General features: G+C 37.3%; 19 protein-coding genes. 10 read left to right on the top strand and 9 right to left on the bottom strand.

Annotated elements, in window-relative coordinates; translation table 11 throughout:
• Positions 1-36: 36 nt before the first annotated feature.
• Entirely contained in the window at positions 37-324 is a 288-nt protein-coding gene (locus ACFTQ7_RS06015) for a hypothetical protein (protein WP_049667586.1), read from the top strand.
• A 195-nt stretch (positions 325-519) separates the two neighbouring features.
• On the opposite strand, the gene ACFTQ7_RS06010 is transcribed toward ACFTQ7_RS06015, so the two are convergent.
• The 3 genes from ACFTQ7_RS06010 to fdhF are packed head-to-tail and all read right to left on the bottom strand — an operon-like array spanning position 520 to position 4,993.
• Complete coding sequence (locus ACFTQ7_RS06010; protein ID WP_386827720.1) at positions 520-1,566, bottom strand: Mrp/NBP35 family ATP-binding protein; 1,047 nt, start codon at positions 1,564-1,566, stop codon at positions 520-522.
• A 12-nt stretch (positions 1,567-1,578) separates the two neighbouring features.
• Entirely contained in the window at positions 1,579-2,055 is a 477-nt protein-coding gene (locus ACFTQ7_RS06005; RefSeq protein WP_386827719.1) for a helical membrane plugin domain-containing protein, read from the bottom strand.
• Positions 2,056-2,059: 4 nt separating this feature from the next.
• Positions 2,060-4,993 carry a formate dehydrogenase subunit alpha gene (fdhF, locus tag ACFTQ7_RS06000; protein WP_386827718.1) on the bottom strand — a complete coding sequence of 978 codons (2,934 nt, stop codon included), beginning with the start codon at positions 4,991-4,993 and terminating at the stop codon, positions 2,060-2,062.
• 616 nt (positions 4,994-5,609) lie between these two features.
• On the opposite strand from fdhF, the gene ACFTQ7_RS05995 reads away from it, so the two are divergent.
• Genes ACFTQ7_RS05995 through moaA form a run of 3 tightly spaced genes read left to right on the top strand, consistent with a single transcriptional unit; the run spans position 5,610 to position 7,847 of the window.
• Positions 5,610-5,957 (top strand): Na-translocating system protein MpsC family protein, encoded by a 348-nt coding sequence (locus tag ACFTQ7_RS05995; protein WP_323651379.1) that lies wholly within the window; start codon positions 5,610-5,612, stop codon positions 5,955-5,957.
• Between the two features lie 12 nt (positions 5,958-5,969).
• Entirely contained in the window at positions 5,970-6,806 is an 837-nt protein-coding gene (gene fdhD / locus ACFTQ7_RS05990; protein ID WP_386827717.1) for a formate dehydrogenase accessory sulfurtransferase FdhD, read from the top strand.
• 24 nt (positions 6,807-6,830) lie between these two features.
• Positions 6,831-7,847 carry a GTP 3',8-cyclase MoaA gene (gene moaA, locus ACFTQ7_RS05985; protein ID WP_386827754.1) on the top strand — a complete coding sequence of 339 codons (1,017 nt, stop codon included), beginning with the start codon at positions 6,831-6,833 and terminating at the stop codon, positions 7,845-7,847.
• Between the two features lie 299 nt (positions 7,848-8,146).
• On the opposite strand, the gene moaC is transcribed toward moaA, so the two are convergent.
• From moaC to ACFTQ7_RS05970, 3 genes are read right to left on the bottom strand one after another with little or no spacing between them, the layout of a single operon-like run.
• On the bottom strand, positions 8,147-8,629 hold the full coding sequence (moaC, locus tag ACFTQ7_RS05980; RefSeq protein WP_386827716.1) for a cyclic pyranopterin monophosphate synthase MoaC: 483 nt from the start codon (positions 8,627-8,629) through the stop codon (positions 8,147-8,149).
• Entirely contained in the window at positions 8,622-9,212 is a 591-nt protein-coding gene (locus ACFTQ7_RS05975; RefSeq protein ID WP_386827715.1) for a molybdenum cofactor guanylyltransferase, read from the bottom strand. Before ACFTQ7_RS05975 ends, moaC begins: the two co-directional genes overlap by 8 nt.
• Positions 9,209-9,703 (bottom strand): MogA/MoaB family molybdenum cofactor biosynthesis protein, encoded by a 495-nt coding sequence (locus ACFTQ7_RS05970; protein ID WP_386827714.1) that lies wholly within the window; start codon positions 9,701-9,703, stop codon positions 9,209-9,211. Before ACFTQ7_RS05970 ends, ACFTQ7_RS05975 begins: the two co-directional genes overlap by 4 nt.
• A 120-nt stretch (positions 9,704-9,823) precedes the next feature.
• Here ACFTQ7_RS05970 and ACFTQ7_RS05965 point away from each other — a divergent pair, with 120 nt between their 5' ends.
• From ACFTQ7_RS05965 to moaD, 5 genes are all read left to right on the top strand, one after another.
• Entirely contained in the window at positions 9,824-10,840 is a 1,017-nt protein-coding gene (locus ACFTQ7_RS05965; RefSeq protein WP_386827713.1) for a thiazole biosynthesis adenylyltransferase ThiF, read from the top strand.
• A 14-nt stretch (positions 10,841-10,854) separates the two neighbouring features.
• Positions 10,855-12,147: a molybdopterin molybdotransferase MoeA gene (locus tag ACFTQ7_RS05960; protein WP_386827712.1), complete on the top strand. Its 1,293-nt coding sequence runs from the start codon at positions 10,855-10,857 to the stop codon at positions 12,145-12,147.
• Complete coding sequence (gene mobB / locus ACFTQ7_RS05955) at positions 12,108-12,638, top strand: molybdopterin-guanine dinucleotide biosynthesis protein B (protein WP_386827711.1); 531 nt, start codon at positions 12,108-12,110, stop codon at positions 12,636-12,638. Before ACFTQ7_RS05960 ends, mobB begins: the two co-directional genes overlap by 40 nt.
• A 303-nt stretch (positions 12,639-12,941) precedes the next feature.
• The gene (locus ACFTQ7_RS05950) at positions 12,942-13,421 is read left to right on the top strand and encodes a molybdenum cofactor biosynthesis protein MoaE (protein WP_386827710.1); all 480 of its coding nucleotides are present in this window, start codon (positions 12,942-12,944) and stop codon (positions 13,419-13,421) included.
• Positions 13,414-13,647 carry a molybdopterin converting factor subunit 1 gene (gene moaD, locus ACFTQ7_RS05945; RefSeq protein ID WP_386827709.1) on the top strand — a complete coding sequence of 78 codons (234 nt, stop codon included), beginning with the start codon at positions 13,414-13,416 and terminating at the stop codon, positions 13,645-13,647. Before ACFTQ7_RS05950 ends, moaD begins: the two co-directional genes overlap by 8 nt.
• A gap of 111 nt (positions 13,648-13,758) precedes the next feature.
• Here the strand turns inward: moaD and modB are convergent, their stop codons facing one another.
• Together modB and modA are read right to left on the bottom strand one after the other, a co-directional pair.
• Positions 13,759-14,415: a molybdate ABC transporter permease subunit gene (gene modB, locus ACFTQ7_RS05940; RefSeq protein WP_386827708.1), complete on the bottom strand. Its 657-nt coding sequence runs from the start codon at positions 14,413-14,415 to the stop codon at positions 13,759-13,761.
• Between the two features lie 3 nt (positions 14,416-14,418).
• Positions 14,419-15,204 (bottom strand): molybdate ABC transporter substrate-binding protein, encoded by a 786-nt coding sequence (modA, locus tag ACFTQ7_RS05935; protein WP_386827707.1) that lies wholly within the window; start codon positions 15,202-15,204, stop codon positions 14,419-14,421.
• Positions 15,205-15,601: 397 nt separating this feature from the next.
• Between modA and ACFTQ7_RS05930 the strand changes: the two genes are divergently transcribed.
• Positions 15,602-16,525, top strand: coding sequence for a substrate-binding domain-containing protein (locus tag ACFTQ7_RS05930; RefSeq protein ID WP_386827706.1), 924 nt, complete (start codon positions 15,602-15,604; stop codon positions 16,523-16,525).
• Positions 16,526-16,577: 52 nt separating this feature from the next.
• Here ACFTQ7_RS05930 and ACFTQ7_RS05925 read toward each other — a convergent pair whose 3' ends face one another.
• Positions 16,578-17,630 carry an ABC transporter ATP-binding protein gene (locus ACFTQ7_RS05925; protein WP_386827705.1) on the bottom strand — a complete coding sequence of 351 codons (1,053 nt, stop codon included), beginning with the start codon at positions 17,628-17,630 and terminating at the stop codon, positions 16,578-16,580.
• Positions 17,631-17,993 lie beyond the last annotated feature (363 nt).

Here is a 17,993-nt window from a genome sequence, read left to right as displayed (position 1 = left end):
TAGGAAGAAACTCAAGATAGAAAGATGGATTTTAAAATGAATGAACAATTAGTAGATTGGATTACACGTTTTCAAAAGGAGAAAGATATAGAAGCTCTCGCAAACTTAAAAGACTATTGCTACTATATGATTGAACCTTTAATTGAGGAGTTTACGGAGAAATATGGTGAAGATGCTGGGGAGTTATTACGGTTAAAATGGGATAAACGTTTTTATTTTATTTTTACAAAGTATCAATTAAATGTTGGGCTGCCTTTAGATTCTTTCGTTAAAAATACGTACCGTTTTTATTTTATGCAGGTTTTAAAGAAGGCTGGCTATTGAACTAAATAGTAGGGAGTATTTCAAATTTGAACATGGCTCCATAAAAAAATCCTTGTCTCATGTTAAAAGCGAGACAAGGATTTTTGTGTTTTATCATGCTCTTAGGCGGAAGATTAACTGCCTGTAAAAGCCTGCTTGGTGAAGACTATTCATCAGTAGGGGATGAAGAAAACGCCTACTGATGAAAATTTCACTTTATTGATACATCAAATCTTCTGCAAGGTGGGTAAATACTTCACCGATAATAGAGTCTTCGTCGTAAACAGAAGAACCTGTATTTTCCTCGGGTTGCGCAAATGGAATTTGAGCAATGATACTTGTCTGAAGCTCATCTGCTAATTTTTCTGCGCCACCTTGACCGAATAAATAGTTCTTTTCACCATTTGAATTTTCGAAATAAGCCATGTTTTCAACAACACCAAGAATTGTGTGTTTCGTATGTTGAGCCATTAGACCTGCACGAGAAGCAACATGAGAAGCTGCAAGGTGTGGTGTTGTGACAATGATTTCCTGTGCTTGTGGAATCATTGCTGCCATGTCAATGGCTACATCTCCTGTACCAGGTGGTAAATCGATAAGGAGATAATCTAATTCATCCCAATGTGTATTAACAAGGAAATTGCGAATCCATTTGTTGAGCATTGGACCACGCCACATGACAGGTTGGTTTTCGTTTGTGAAAAAACCCATCGACATGATTTTTACACCATGGCTTATTACTGGAATAGCTGTTTGGTCAAGCATTGTTGGCTTTTGATGGATCTTCATCATAGCTGGAATACTAAATCCATAGATGTCTGCATCTAAAATACCAACACGTTTGCCAAGACGGGCAAGGGCTACTGCTAAGTTAATCGTCACAGTAGACTTACCGACGCCCCCTTTACCACTAGTAATTGCAATAAATTTGACACCAGAATCGGGTAGAAGCATTGTAGGCATACCTTTATCCGTAACTTTTTCTGATTTTAAAGAAGCTGTTAAACTTCGACGTTCTTCATCCGTCATAGAACCAAATGTAATGGAGACTTTTGATGCACCGATCTCTTTCAACGCTTCTTCAACATCTTGTTGGATTTTTGCTTTTAAAGGACAACCTTGAATAGTCAAGATAATATCTAGTGAAATATCCGTACCGTTAACTTGAATATTACGTACCATATTCAAGTCAACGATGCTTTTATGAAGTTCTGGGTCATCAACTTTCTGCAAAGTTTTTAAAATGTGCTCGTTCGTTAGCATATAACCATCCTCCTATTTTAGGCCTTTGCCAAGCCCTTTTAAGAAGTGAGCGCCAAAATTTACAGCACGATTAACATCAGGATCGTTTAGCATTTTGAACAGCTTAAAGGCACTAACTTTTTCATCAGATTCAACAGCTTTGTTCGCTTCATCTAAGCCAGTATTTAAGCCTTCAATTAGCTTTGTTGTTGTTTCTGGGTTCAGTTCGGTTAATGCTCCCGCAACACCCATTAAGTTGTTGATGATATTCGTAACAGGCTTACGAGTTAATTGACCAAGAGCAATATGGGTAACCTCTTCTTTTGCTTCTAGTAGTTTCGTAGCTGCTTCTAGTGCTCCGATATCATTTAGTTCTGCCATGATCGTAAAGACCTGGTTAACCATTTCTTCATTCTCAGAAAGAAGTTGCTTTAAATTTTCTAACTTTTCTTCCTTTAGTTGTTCTTCTGTTACTTGCGCTTTTTTTATTGTCGTAATTGGTGCTGCCATGAAATCACTCCCTTTCGTTAGTTGTTAAGTGAACGTAGCCAGGACGATTCCATTTGCGTTCTACCTCAACACCATTTTGTGGATGACGTTTTTTATAACGCGGGTTTGTTCTAGGAAGTGGAGATTTTCCTTTTTGTTTCAATACTTCTACGCGTACTTTTGTTTGTTTGTACGCTGGTGTCGATGTATTGATATCTCCTGCTGGGCCCGTTAAGAAATTAATCGCTGAATCTTTGCTAACAGAGTTCATAGGTAAGAAAAGCTCATTTCCTTGTACGCGATCTGTTACTAGGGCATTTAATTTTAATGCGCCTTGAGGAGACACTAAACGAAGAAGAGCTCCATCTTCAATGCCGCGTTCTTTTGCTAGTTCTGGTGATACTTCAACAAAAATTTCAGGTACTTTCGATTGAATACCTTTTGATTTATTTGTCATATTTCCTTCATGGAAGTGTTCAAGCATACGACCGTTGTTAATATGGCAATCATATTGCGCTTCGTATTCAACCGGTCTGATCCAATCATTTAAAGCAAAGCGAGCTTTTTTGTCAGGGAAGTTAAAGCCATCTTCATATAGTAAAGGTGTGTCTTTACCATCATGGCTACCCCAACAGAAGCTACCCCAATTTTCTAATACATCATAGTTCGCTTGCGAGAAGAATGGAGCAAGACTAGCCATTTCAGCAAAGATTTCACTTGGGTGACTGTAATTCCAATCAGCACCTAGGCGACGGGCTACTAATTGAAGGATTTCCCAATCGGCTTTTGATTCACCAAGTGTTGGTAATACTTGATATAGTCGTTGTACACGACGCTCTGTATTCGTGAAAGTACCTTCTTTTTCAAGAGAAGGTGCTGCTGGTAAAATAACATCCGCATATTGTGCTGTACGTGAAAGGAAGCAATCTTGTACAACAAAGAAGTCTAAGTGTGAAAGTACTTTATCTACATGGTTAGCATCGCAATCTACAAGTGCCATATCTTCCCCAACTAAATACATTGCTTTCATTTTACCTTCCATGATAGCATCTAACATTGCCATATTCGTACGACCTGGTTCAGGTTTGATTTTCACACCATATGCTTCTTCAAATTTCTTACGTGCTTCGTCGTCTATTACTTTTTGATTACCTGGTAATAGATTTGGTAGTGTACCCATATCACAAGCACCTTGAACATTGTTGTGACCACGAAGAGGGTAGGCACCTGCGCCTGGACGACGATAGTTACCAGTAGCTAGAAGTAGGTTAGAGATTGCAGCTGATGTATATGAGCCACCTGTATTTTGTGTAACACCCATACCCCAAAGTACACATGTACCGTCAGCATCACGAATCATTTCAGCAACATTTATCAACGTTTCTTTTGAAATGCCCGTTTCTTTTTCTGCATATTCTAGTGTGTATGTTTCAAGTACATCTTTAAAATCATCAAAGAAGTGCACGTTCTCTTTAATGAAGGCTTCATCGTGCCAACCTTGATCGATCATATATTTTGTAACGGCCATTAACCATACTTGGTCTGTTCCTTGTTTTGGGCGTATGAAAATATCAGAACGCTCAGCCATTTCATGTTTACGAACGTCGGCAACAATTAATTTTTGACCGTGTAACTTATGGGCACGTTTTACACGAGTAGCTAAAACAGGGTGACCTTCTGCAGGGTTTGCCCCAACAATAATAACAAGGCCAGCTTTTGCGATATCTTTGATCGTTCCAGCGTCGCCACCTATACCAACTGTGCGTAGTAGGCCATCTGTAGCTGGAGATTGACAATAGCGTGAGCAGTTATCAACGTCGTTTGTTTCGAATAATTGACGTGCCATTTTTTGAATTAAGTAGTTTTCTTCGTTTGTAATTTTTGAAGAAGAAATAAAGCCGACAGAACCAGAACCGTGTTCTTTTTGAATGCCACCTAGTTTAGTAGCAATTAAGTCAAGAGCTTCATCCCATGAAGATTCAACAAATGCATCATTTTTACGAATTAATGGTTTTGTAATTCGTTCTTCAGAGTTGATGAAGTCCCAACCGAATTTTCCTTTTACACAAGTAGAAATAGCATTTACAGGACCTTCAGAAGGTTGCACTTTTAAAATTTTGCGGTCTTTTGTCCACACTTCGAACGAACAACCTACTCCACAGAAAGTACAAACTGTTTTTGTTTTCTTCGTACGTTTACTACGCATAGCAGCTTCGACTTCAGAAACAGCGAAGATACCGCTATAGCCAGGCTCGACTTCTTTAATTAAACTAATCATCGGATCTAATGTTTCTTGCTTAAGTCCAGTCATAAAACCAGCTTCACCAAGCATTGATTTTTCCATTAATGCGTTACATGGACAAACGGTAACACATTGTCCACAGCCTACACATGAAGAATCGTTAATGGCAACGCCTTCATCCCAAACTATTTTTGGTCTTTCAGCTTCCCAGTCAAGAGATAATGTTTCGTTAACTTGTAAGTTTTGACAAACCTCTACACACTGTCCACATGCGATACATTGGTTTGGATCATATCGATAAAATGGGTGCGACATGTCTACTTCGTGAGGTTCAACTTTTGGTTGATAAGGATATTTTTGATGTTCAATTTCCATTAATTCTGCTGTGTTATGTAATGTACAATTGCCGTTGTTATTATCACAAACTGTACAATACAGCAGATGGTTTTCTAGTAGACGATCCATCGCTTCTGTTTGTGCAGCTTTCGCTTTATCAGAAGTAAGTTGGATATCCATGCCGTCTATAGCTTTTGTTGAACAAGAGCGAACTAACTGTCCGTTTACTTCAACGATACATGTATCACAAGTTTTGATAGGGTCAACAGATGGTACATGACAAATTTGTGGGTGGGCGATGCCATTTTGATTAATGGTATCAAGTATTGTAGCTCCCTCTGCTACATCATACGATTGGCCATTAATGTTAATTTTAGTCAAGGTGATTTCCTCCTTTTGTTCTTTGAGACTTTTTTGGCAACAGGTTAATACTGGGGATATACCGAGAATAGGACTACGAGTTTTTTTGTTGAATTGTCTTGTTCATTTAAAAAAATGGTCTTGTTATCATGTCATTTCCCGATTTATCCATTTTCTACATTAAAATAGATGTAGGAACATGTATTACTAGTTGTCAATGTTGATATTGCTGAAAAATAAAAAAATCCACCATGAAAAAGCACGTTAAAACATGCTGATTAGTCATGGTGGATAAAATTCTTAACAGGCCTTGCTAAAAATTCAATCTACTTTTATTTTTTATTCAATATAACTATAGAATATAAATATTAAAACCACCATGCCAAAAGTTCAAACCTTTTGTATAAAACCATGACATAAGAATCAAAATACTTTCATTCCATACATAATATCACTTATTATAGCCTTTTCAGCTAAAATGGACAATAATTATAATAAAAATTATTGATTGAGAATAATTATCATTGAATATTTTCTCTTTAATTTTTATTTAAGTTGCTATATTATTAACAAACTATAAGGGTGACCCCCATGAACATAGGATAAAAAGATTAATTACGTTGGGAGAATCGTTAAAATGTCAAAAAAAGTGCATGAATTCAACGACATTATTCGAAAACTACGCAAAGATATATTTGGAAAAGGACCGGAGCGTATTCATACGGTTTTCGTCGAGAACATGGCCGTGTCAACTTTATATGGTAATATCACACCGACAGAAAAGTTTATTGCGAGTACACCTGAAGGGTTAAAAATGGTCCATGCTGCACGTACTAGGATGATTCAAGATTTGTATACTAAATCACCTCCAGAAGGCATGGAAGAATTGATGGGCACTAAGTTACTCCATTTATTTTCAGATATCAAAATTGAAGAAGATTTTGCTATTTCCGTATTTGTTTTTGAAAATAATATTAGTGAATAAAGGGGATGCCATATGGAACGAGCAGTAGTAAGAGACATAATACGTGTTGAAGGTAATCAAATCAAAGAAGTAAAAGATACTGTTGTCACAGAATATGCTGTTACAGTGAAGATTAATGAGCAAGAATTTGTGACGATGGTTTGCACACCAGAGTATGTAGAAGATATGGTTATTGGCTATTTGGCTTCTGAACGAATTATTCGTAATTACGATGATATTGAAGAAATTTGGCACCAAGAAAAAGAAGGCTTTGTGCATGTTAAAACAAAGCGTGTGAATCCTTACTTTCAACAAATTCAAAATAAACGTTACATAACTTCTTGTTGTGGCATGAGCCGCCAAGGTTTTGTTTTTGCTAATGATGCATTAGTAGCAAAAACAATGGAAGGTATTCATGTGCGTATTACAACAGATGATTGTTTTCGTTTAATGCGCGATATGCAAGATTTGGCTGAAATCTTCAAACAAACTGGTGGTGTTCATAATGCAGCACTATGTGATACGAATGGAGTTTTATTAAGCCGAATGGATATTGGGCGCCATAATGCCTTAGATAAAATTTATGGTTATTGCCTAAAAAACAATATTAGCATTCAGGACAAAATTATCGTGTTTAGCGGAAGGATTTCATCAGAAATTTTACTTAAAGTATCGAAAATTGGCTGTGAAATTGTTTTGTCCAAATCTGCTCCTACAGAATTGGCATTGCAATTGGCAGAGCAACTAGGTATTACGACGGTAGGCTTTATTCGCCAAAATACACTTAATATTTATACACATAAGGAACGTATTCATTTACCTCCAAATGAGTTAGAGCCTCCGGAAACAATTACGCCAAGGCGAGATTGATCAAAATGAAAGGAAGAGATTAAAATTACTAATCTAAGTGACCAACTACAAAGACCATTAAGAGATTTAAGGATATCAGTAACAGACCGTTGTAATTTTCGTTGTCAATATTGCATGCCAGCAGAAGTATTTGGTCCTGATTATGCTTTTTTACCGTCCGATAAAATATTGAGTTTTGAAGAAATCGAACGATTAGTAAAGATTTTCGTTTCATTAGGTGTGAAAAAAGTGCGCATTACTGGTGGTGAGCCTTTACTACGTCGTGATCTGCCAAAATTAATTGAACGTATACATCGCATAGTTGGAGTAGAGGATATTGCTTTAACGACTAATGGCACATTGTTGAAAAAATATGCAAATGAATTGGCGAGAGCTGGTTTATCACGAGTAGCTATTAGCTTAGATTCTCTAAACGAGGAACGTTTTTTCGAGATGAACGGTCATCGCGGAAAAGTGAAAGCGGTATTAGAAGGTATAGAAAAAGCGGCAGAAGCAGGTTTACAAGTTAAGATCAATATGGTTGTTCAAAAAGGAAAAAATGACCAAGATATCGTTGCGATGGCAGAATATTTTAAAGAGAAACAGCATATTCTTCGCTTTATTGAATATATGGATGTCGGTAATTCAAATGGTTGGCGGCTAGATGACGTTCTGTCGAAGAAAGAAATCGTTGACCAAGTCCATCAATTTTCTCCACTCCATCCTGTCGACCCTAATTATAAAGGGGAAGTAGCTACACGTTATCAATATGAGGATGCCAAGGGTGAAATTGGCGTGATATCATCTGTAACAGATTCTTTCTGCTCAACTTGTTCGCGTGCCCGTATTTCGGCAGAAGGAACATTATATACGTGTTTATTTGCAACAGAGGGAACGAGTTTACGAGAATTGTTAAGGTCTGGGGAAGATGATGAAACTATCACCCAATGCATTTCGAATGTTTGGGAAAATAGAAAAGATCGCTATTCCGATGAACGAAATGAACAGACGATGGAAAAGCGGAGAAACTCAAAAATTGAAATGTCACACATCGGTGGTTAGACGAAATAGAGTGGTATTAGTTGGTACTAGCTTGTTAGTATTAGTGACTTATAGTTAAAGAGCAGAAAAAAACGGCACAATAATGCCGAATTTTTATCTTCATTCAGCAGAAAACTACTGTCCTAGAAGGTATGATATGGATGCGTATGAGGTTTCTTTTCAGTGGGTGTCCAAGTACTGGTACCTGCTGAATGAAGATAAAGCCTCCGGCGGATGTCACGGATTTTCAAAGGAATGAATTGTGCTAGCACAATTCAAAATCCGGACGCAATTACGCCAAGGCGAAATTGATTGGATGTTTATTTATGCACAAAGTCACCACTTTTTCCGCCTGTTTTTTGAACAAGGTAAGTTTCTTTAATGACCATAGACTTGTCGACTGCTTTACACATATCATAAAAAGTCAGTGCAGCAATGGATACAGCAGTTAGTGCTTCCATTTCAACACCTGTTTTACCACTACATTTCACTGTAGCTTGAATGTGTAGTTCGTAACCAACCTCTGCTTTTGTATAGTCAAATTGAAGGTCGGTTCCTTGTAACATAATCGGATGGCACATTGGGATAATATCAGCCGTTTTTTTAGCACCTATAATCCCAGCAATTTGTGCCACTTGAGTTGGGTCGCCTTTTTTAATGCCTCCTTGTTGGATGGCTTCATAGACCTCATCAGATAACGTGATTGTACTGCGAGCGATCGCTGTACGGTTTGTGCTTGTTTTTTCTGAAATGTCGACCATTTTAGGACGACCTTCTTCATTCCAGTGTGTAAAATTACTCATTATTAGATTTCCTTTCAAATGTTTGTAGCCAATCTTGTTGTGAATTGATATTGATAAATGTTGAGCTGTCGTCTTCAAAGGGAACATAACACACTTGAAGTTGCTCTAACAAGGCTTTCATACTTCGCTTGTTTTGGTGGACTAATTGATGTGCTTTTGGTAAAGCACTGCGTCGATATAAAGCAGCAAGAGGTTGTAATCTCGAAGCTTGTTTAGGAACAATAGCCTCATAACGATCATCGATAAATGTTAGCATAGTTTGGACAAATTCTGCATTAATAAAAGGCATATCACTTGCTATTACGAAAAACCACTCTACTTCTGGGAAGTTTGTCATGATATGATGCAAAGCAAATAGAGGTCCTTGATGAGGCTGTTTTTCGATGCTCCATTGGACATCTTCTTCTACAAACTTCGATTGCAAGCTAGCATTCGTAGCAATAATTAAAGGATGTAGTTGATTTTTTTGGAAGGCTATGAGACTTTGCTTATATAAAGGCAGACCAGCAAATAATTCAAACATTTTCGGTTGACCATACCGAGAAGATTGACCGCCAGCTAAGACAACACCAGCTATTTTCATATGCGATTCAACTCACCGACAAAATGTTGCACAGTAGGAAGAATCAGTTTTGTCATGGCAAGTGTCACGGCATTCGTGGAACCTGGTAGCACATAGATAGCCGTTTTATCGAGACTACCTGCTGTTGCACGACTAAACATAGCTTTTGGGCCGATTTCTTCATAGCTTAGTGTTCGAAATAACTCACCAAATCCCATCATTTCTTTTTCGAAAAGAGGGAGAATCGTGTCATAAGTTTGGTCTCTAGGTGTAAACCCTGTTCCACCTGTTACGATAATGGTATTAATGGTAGAATCAGCGCACCATTTTTGTACATGGTTTGAGATTTCAAGTGGTTCATCTTTTGATATTTGATAGTCTGCTAATTCAAATGAAGCTTCTTGAAGCAATGTTTGTATACGCTGACCACCATGATCATCCGCCTTCGTGCGTGTGTCACTTACTGTTAAAATGGCAGCTCGTATAGGAAGTTGACTATGTGTAGGATGCAAGATAAAAGGCCTCCTTTTTAAAGAGTTGATATTGTTTTTGCTGAAAAACATTGCTTTTATTATAAAGCTATAAATGAAAAGGTCAAACTAAAATTCATAGAAAGAAAGGCAAAAACGTTTATGCATAATAGATATTCTAGACAACAATTATTCAGCCCAATCGGAGAACAAGGGCAGCTATTACTAAAACAAAAGCATGTCCTAATGATAGGAGTTGGTGCTTTAGGAAGTGCTAGCGCAGAGGCTCTAGTAAGGGCAGGCATCGGAAAATTGACGATTATTGATCGTGATTATGTAGAATGGAGTAATCTACAAAGACAACAACTATATACTGAGCAAGATGCACAAGAAAAAGTCCCTAAAGTCATCGCTGCAAAAAAACGACTACAAAGCATTAACTCTGAGGTAGAAATCAACGAATATATAGTTGATGCGTGTACAGAGCAATTAATTTCACTGCTTGAAGATGTAGATATGATGGTAGACGCAACGGATAACTTTGATATTCGCTTTATGATGAACGATCTTGCACAAAAATATCAAATTCCTTGGGTTTATGGTTCTTGTATTGGCAGTTATGGCGCTACTTATACGATTGTACCAGGTAAAACACCTTGTTTACATTGTTTGCTAGCAGCGATACCCAATACGGGGATGACATGCGATACTGTAGGAATTATCAGTCCGACTGTTCAAATCGTAGCAGCTTATCAAGTAGCTGAGGTATTAAAGTATTTAGTAGGCAATGAAGAAGCATTACGAAAAAGTTATTTAACTTTTGATGTTTGGCAAAATCAACACTATGAAATAAACGTTGAAAAAATTCGTAATCATGATTGCCCATCTTGTGGGACAAATCCGACTTATCCGTATTTGTCATATGAAAATCAAACAAAATTAAATGTATTATGTGGTCGGGATGCTATTCAAATACGTCCACCTAAACCGCTTCACTATAATTTGGATCAGCTCGCTATCCAACTTCGTCCTTATGGTGATATTCAACAAAATCCCTATTTATTATCTTGCCAAGCAGAAGATTATCGACTAGTGATTTTCCAAGATGGACGAGTTGTTATTCACGGTGTAAAAGATATACAAAAGGCTAAAACCATTTATTATCGTTTATTCGGATAAAGGAGTGTTCTAAAATGTTAGAAAAAAGAAAACCAATTGCTGTTGCGGAAGCTGTTCAACGTGTCATGCAGTTTGCATTCCAAGAAAAAGTAGAAACCGTATCACTACAGCAAGCACACGGACGTTTTTTAGCAGAAGATATTGCTGCAGACCAAGATGTACCAGCCTTTGATCGCTCACCATATGATGGTTATGCTATTCGCTCGGTCGATAGTCAGGAAGCCTGTTCAGAAAATCCAGTAACCTTTAAAGTAGTGGGGGAAATTGGTGCGGGCTATGTATTTGAGGGCTTAGTAGGTGATCGAGAAGCGGTACGCATTATGACAGGAGCTCCTATCCCTCGCGGATGTGATGCAGTCGTTATGCTAGAATTAACGCAAACTTTTGAAGAAGACGATCAACGCTATATGTCAATTAAACGCTCTTATGAAGCAGGAACAAATATTTCCTATAAGGGTGAGGACGTTCAAAAAGGCACAATCCTTATTGAAAAAGGGCAATACATCAATCCGGGTGTTGTCGCATTACTTGCTACTTTTGGCTATGATCAAGTACCTGTTTTTCGAAAACCAATCGTAGGCGTTATTGCAACAGGAAGTGAATTGCTAGAACCAAGTGATGCATTACAGCCTGGGAAAATTCGTAATAGTAATGCCTATATGATAATGGCTCAAATTGAACGTGCTGGGGCAACCGTCAAATATTTTGGTAAATTTAGCGATGAGTTAAATTTATGTATTCAAGCTGTAGAAAAAGCTCTTCAGGAAGTAGATATATTGATTACAACAGGAGGAGTATCAGTAGGTGATTACGATTACTTACCTGCCATTTATGAAGCCATTGACGCACAAGTACTGTTTAATAAAGTGGCGATGCGACCAGGTAGTGTAACAACTGTTGCGGCTCGAAATGGTCAATTATTATTTGGACTTTCAGGTAATCCATCAGCTTGCTATGTTGGGTTTGAACTATTTACAAGACCTATTATTCGAACAGCATTCGGTAATAAGCAACCACATTTACGTAGAGAACAGGCTGTTTTAGGTGCGGACTTTAAAAAACCGAATCCGTTTACTCGTTTTGTACGTGCTAATGCTTCGTACGAAAACGGTCAATTAGTTGCAGTTCCTTCTGGTTTTGATAAATCTAGTGCGGTTTCTTCTTTAGCGGAAGCTAATGCCTTTATTGTATTACCAGGTGGATCACGTGGATACGAAAAAGGAATGCAAGTTGTTGTCTTAATGTTAGAAGATTTGCAGGGAAGTGAGTGGCCATGGGACAACATCGAAAAATCCTACAAATCGTAGGCTATCAAAATAGTGGTAAGACGACGTTAATGGAACAGCTCATTACACAAGCCACAACAGAGGGTTTTCGTGTAGGAACAATCAAGCACCATGGACATGGTGGTATCCCTATGTTCGAAAGTTCAAAAGATAGTGTTCGTCATGAGAAGGCTGGTGCAAGTGTCACAGCAGTTGAGGGAGAAGGTACTTTGCGCATGAGTATTCACCAAAGTAACTGGCAGCTTGCTGATATACTAGCTATTTATGAAACATTTAATATGGATATCATTTTCATAGAAGGCTATAAAAATGAAGACTTTCCGAAGGTTGTTCTTTTGCGCCAGGCGGAAGATGAATCTTTGCTACAAAAAGTAAGCAATATCATCTGTGTTCTTTATTGGCCAACATATCCACTAAATAAACCGTTAGATTATCCAACTTTTTCAATTCAGGATAAAGTACAATATATGGAATTTTTAACTTCTTTCATCAGAAGTCTCCCACCTTTATAGTGATGAGATAAATGTGGATTTAAGTTATTTTTCAACGGGTAACCATACACCTGCTGAAATATAGGAACTCAGTTTAAGAACGCCACGTCCTGTGGCAAAGACTGAGTGACCAACATCACGTTGGCCCAAACCCTCGGCGGATGTCACAGAATCGGAAAGGAGTGCTTAGGGGATGTTAGCCTAAAATCATCGCATTCAAGCGATAACGGCTAACTGACCTGCTTCGTGCAGTCCTAAGCACAAAGCCGATTCCGGACGCAATTACCCGAGGCATAATTGATTACATGAAATGAGGAGAAATTCATGACTATACCGTTGTTTGACATCGTTGATAAACCGATTGATGTTGAAGAAGTTAGACAAAAAGTTACAGATCGAAATGCTGGTGCAATCACTGTTTTCATCGGAACAGTACGTGAAATGACGAAAGGCAAGAAAACACTACATTTGGAATATCAAGCCTATCCATCTATGGCTATTAAAATGTTTGAACAAATATCTAAAGAAATACAAGAGCAATGGCCAGCAGCGAAAATAGCCATTACACATCGTGTTGGCCATTTAGAAATTTCGGATATTGCCGTAGTCATTGCGGTTTCATCACCACATCGTAAAATAGCCTATGAAGCAAATGAATATGCTATTGATCGTATAAAACAAATTGTGCCTATTTGGAAAAAAGAGTATTGGGAAGATGGGACCGAATGGATTGGTGATCAATTAGAAAATGTCCCTTATCCAAAAGGAAATCCATCAATCAGTGAGGAGGAATCTTGTGATTAACATATTATTATTTGCTCACTTACAAGAAAGTATAGGGGAGTCAAAATTATGTGTAGACCTGTCAGATAGAACAATTGGACAAATTAAAGAATGGATGGAAATACAATATCCACAAGTTTCTTTACAGCATGTTATGACAGCGGTAAATGAGGAATTTGCAACAGATGCAACGATTGTAAAAAAAGGGGATACAGTCGCGTTTATTCCACCCATTAGTGGAGGATAAAAAGAAAAGATGTAGTTGGTCCAGTTTAGTGAACCGACTACATCTTTTATTATATTGATCCAGAAAAAGCTCGTCAGTAGGGGAAGACACTCTACTGGTTAAAGTTTTACTTTATGCCTTTATGAGATGAACGCTCAGAAGCATAAGGAAGGAAATGCCTATCATACAAATCACCCACGACCAAGCAAGTGACATGTTACCTGAACCAATCGCCATGTAAATAGCAAGTGGCGTCGTTTGCGTTTTGCCTGGGAGGTTACCAGCAAACATTAAGGTTGCACCGAATTCACCTAAAGCTCGTGTGAAACTTAAAATTCCACCTGAGACAATTGATTTTAATGCAAGAGGGATAGAAATAAAGAAAAAGACTTGCCATTCTTTTGCGCCATCAACACGTGCAGCGTTCTCGATGTCTACATCAACAGATTCAAAGCCGGTTTTTGCTGATTGATACATTAAAGGAAATGCAACAACAGTAGAGGCTATGACTGCCGCCCACCATGTGAACATAACGGGTTGGTTAAAAAGCCATGTAATCAAGTTACCTAGCACACTATTTTTACCAAAAATAATAATTAGAAGAAATCCTATAACAGTAGGGGGCAATACTAGTGGTAAAAGTAACACTGTTTCTAGAAATAACTTTCCTTTGAAATTACGTTTTGCCATCCATTTACCAAATAGAATACCAGTTACTATCACAATTATTCCTGACACAAGAGCTATTTCGATAGAAAGTTTTAGAGGTGACCAGAAATCAGTACTCATCTATTAATGAGTCCCTTGAAACCCATATTTTTTAAATACTTTCATCGCTTCATCACTTTGTAAATAGTGATAAAAATCTTCCGCTTCTTTTGCATGCTTACTATCTTTGATAACACCTACAGGATAAATAATAGGTGTATGCATATCTTCTTTGGCTGTAGCAACGACATCGACTTTTTCTGATACAAGAGCATCTGTTTTATAAACTAGACCTGCATCGACATTTTCAGTTTCTGTATATGTAAGAACTTGTCGTACGTCTTTTGTATACACTACTTTTGATTCTACATGTTCCAGAAGGTTCATGTTTTTCAATGTTTCTATACCGTACTTGCCAGCAGGAACCGTTTCAGGTGTACCAAGGGCAATCTTATCAGCTTTCGTTAAGTCTTCAAATGATTGAATCTGTTTTTCATTTTTCTTAGGAACAATTAATACTAATTCGTTCGCTAAAAGATCTGTTCCTTGTTTTTTATTGATTAAATCTTCTTGAACTAGCTCATCAAATTTATCTTCGGCTGCTGAAAAGAAAAGATCAACAGGAGCACCTTCTAAAATTTGTTGTTGTAAAGCACCAGAGCCACCAAAGTTAAATGTGATTTTAATAGCATCGTGCTCATTTTCATAGGCTTTTTGAAGCTCTTCTAACGATTCTTGTAAACTAGCTGCCGCGGAAATCGTTAATTCAACAGGTTCTTTTGTTTTGTTGTTGCTTTCTTGGTTACCGCAGCCTGCTAAAATGCCGATCAGTAGTAGCAATGAAGCTATCAAACTATAAAACTTTTTCACTTTGTTTATACTCCTTTTATAACTCGTTATAACAAGACATAACTAATTATAATTAGTTATGTCTAAAAAAGGAATACCAAATCGTTAGAAACACTCAAGATATTAATAATATGGTTCATCACCAAAAGTTGTGGATGAGTTTTGTTAAACGTATACTATGTAAATAAGTTGATTGGAGTAGAGGCTGGGCGACTCCTTGGGGATTAGCAATAAAGGAACGAAGGCTAAAACCATCACATCCTGTAATAACGCCTTTGTGACCAACATCGTGCTGTGTTGCGGCAGCAACGAAGCGTCCAGTCGCAACAGAAATCAACCACACGTTTTGGTAATGGTTCAAAAATATTATAATTACGTTACTATAGAATCAATAGAATCATAAGGGGAGATTTTTTACATGTCACATGAACATTCCTATACGATTGAAGAGGTTGCTCAATTATTAAAGGTTTCAAAATTAACGATCTACGATTTAGTGAAAAAGGGAGATTTACCTGTTTTTCGTGTAGGTCGACAAATGCGTGTAGATAGAACTGATTTACAATCATATATCCAAAAGAGCAAGACAGGAACAACTCCTACTGCATCTACTACCTCGTCTACTCCTTCGACAAACAATAAAAAAATAATTATTAGCGGACAAGATTTAGCTTTAGACTTACTAGGAAAATATATAGAGAAAAAACAATCCAATAAAGTATTGCGCTCTCATGAAGGTAGCTTTAATGGTGTCATGGCGCTATATAATGGGGAAAGTGATATTGCTAGTTTACATTTGTACGATGGTGATACAGGGGATTATAATACACCTTATTTGAAAAAGATTTTTGTAAGTCACTCTTATATTCTTCTCAATCTGATTTCACGCCGAGCAGGTTTCTATGTAAAAAAAGGAAATCCATTGCAAATTCAATCAATCGATGATTTTAAGACTAAATCACTAAAATTGATGAATCGTGAAAAAGGTTCAGGTGCTCGTACTTTCTTAGATGAGCAATTACGCATTCATCACATATCACCATCCTCTATTGAAGGGTATAACGAGGAAGAAATGAGCCATATCGATGTAGCTTCTGCTGTCGCAAATGGAAATGCAAACATTGGAATAGGCATTGAAAAAATATCAAAACTTATAGATGTTGACTTTATACCACTTGTTAGAGAGCGTTATGATGTTGTTCTATTAAAAACCCCAGAAAACCAACTGCTGCTTGAAACGGTAAAAGAGATTTTAAATTCACCAGATTTCCAATCAGAAGTAGTCGCCTTAGGAGATTATGATGTCAGTCAAATGGGACAAGTAATATATGAAACACTTTAATAATGAAAAAAACTTGCCGAAAAGGCAAGTTTTTTTACATTGATCGGAATAGTTATAATAATACTTCTGTTTCTGCATCAAAAAATAGTAGGTGTTGAGGCTGGAGAGAAAGTGTTTCTCCGATTTTAAAGCTATGTTGACCACTCCATTTAATCGTCCATGTTTGATCTGCCAATCGAACAATGATATGCGTTTCATGTCCTAGCTGTTCAATATTTACTATAGGAAGATGCAAAACGTCTCCTTTTTGGAGATGCTCTGGCCGAACGCAGACTGATAATGGTGTATGTTGAGGTAAACGTGCATAAACATCGGTTGGAAGCTTCATATAAAATTGATTTTCAATAATGAGCGTAGAATCTTCTAAAACTGCACTTGCCATGTTTATAGCTGGAGAGCCTATAAAGCTTGCGACAAATAAATTTTTTGGTTGATTATACAATTCTAGAGGTGTTCCAATTTGCTGAATACATCCATTATGTAAAACCATTATTCGATCCCCCATGGTCATTGCTTCTGTTTGATCGTGGGTTACATAAATAGTTGTTAAGCCCAATTTTTTTTGTAGTTGTTTGATTTCTGTCCGCATTTGTGTTCGTAATTGTGCATCTAAATTGGATAAAGGCTCATCCATCAGGCACAGTGGAGATTGGCTAACGATAGCACGTGTAAGAGCAACACGTTGACGTTGACCTCCGGATAAAGCTTTTGGTTTTCGATGTAAATAATCTGTCAGCTTTAGCAATTCAACACTTTCTTGCAAACGTTTCTGCTGCTCTTGTTTATGAACACCTTTTCTTTTTAAACCAAATAAAATATTTTGCTCCACTGTTAGATGTGGGTATAGTGCGTAATTTTGGAAAACCATTGATAAATTTCGTTCTTGAGGGGAAGCCATATCTAATGTTTCCCCATTTATTTGTATGGTGCCAGTCGTCATTTTATCTAAGCCAGCAATAAGGCGCAGAAGTGTACTTTTACCTGAACCAGACGGACCTACTAATACAAAGAATTCACCTTTTTCAATCGTTATATTAATATCTTTTAATACAGGTGGCTGGGCATTGTATGCTTTTTCGACATGCATTAGCTTCATAAAACTCATTTGTTATACCTCATTTCAAATGATAACTAAAACAAAAGTCATTGTAACATGCTGTGGGTGTATTTGCAGTACTACCGAACCCTGATACTGACTTTATAGGGGGTGCAGCAATCATTAATCTGGGTGATTCAACGCTTGCGATGAATATCTTCTTCAAAGATATTGCCTGACTACTTTTGAAAGATACTTACTGTTCAACTAACGGGATTTGTTGATCTTAAAACGGTTGCTGTTCCTAGTTAGTTGAACATATTTAGTAACGGATTAGGTTAGTTTGAGAAAGGATTTAAAAAAAATTAGCTTTTACACTAGACAAATACGATTTTTTTATATATAGTATAATTAATAAAATCGTTTTCAAGA

This window comes from Lysinibacillus sp. NPDC056959 (assembly GCF_042674095.1).
Classification (GTDB): Bacteria; Bacillota; Bacilli; order Bacillales_A; family Planococcaceae; genus Lysinibacillus; species Lysinibacillus zambalensis.
This window is presented reverse-complemented; position numbering and strand designations above follow the sequence as displayed.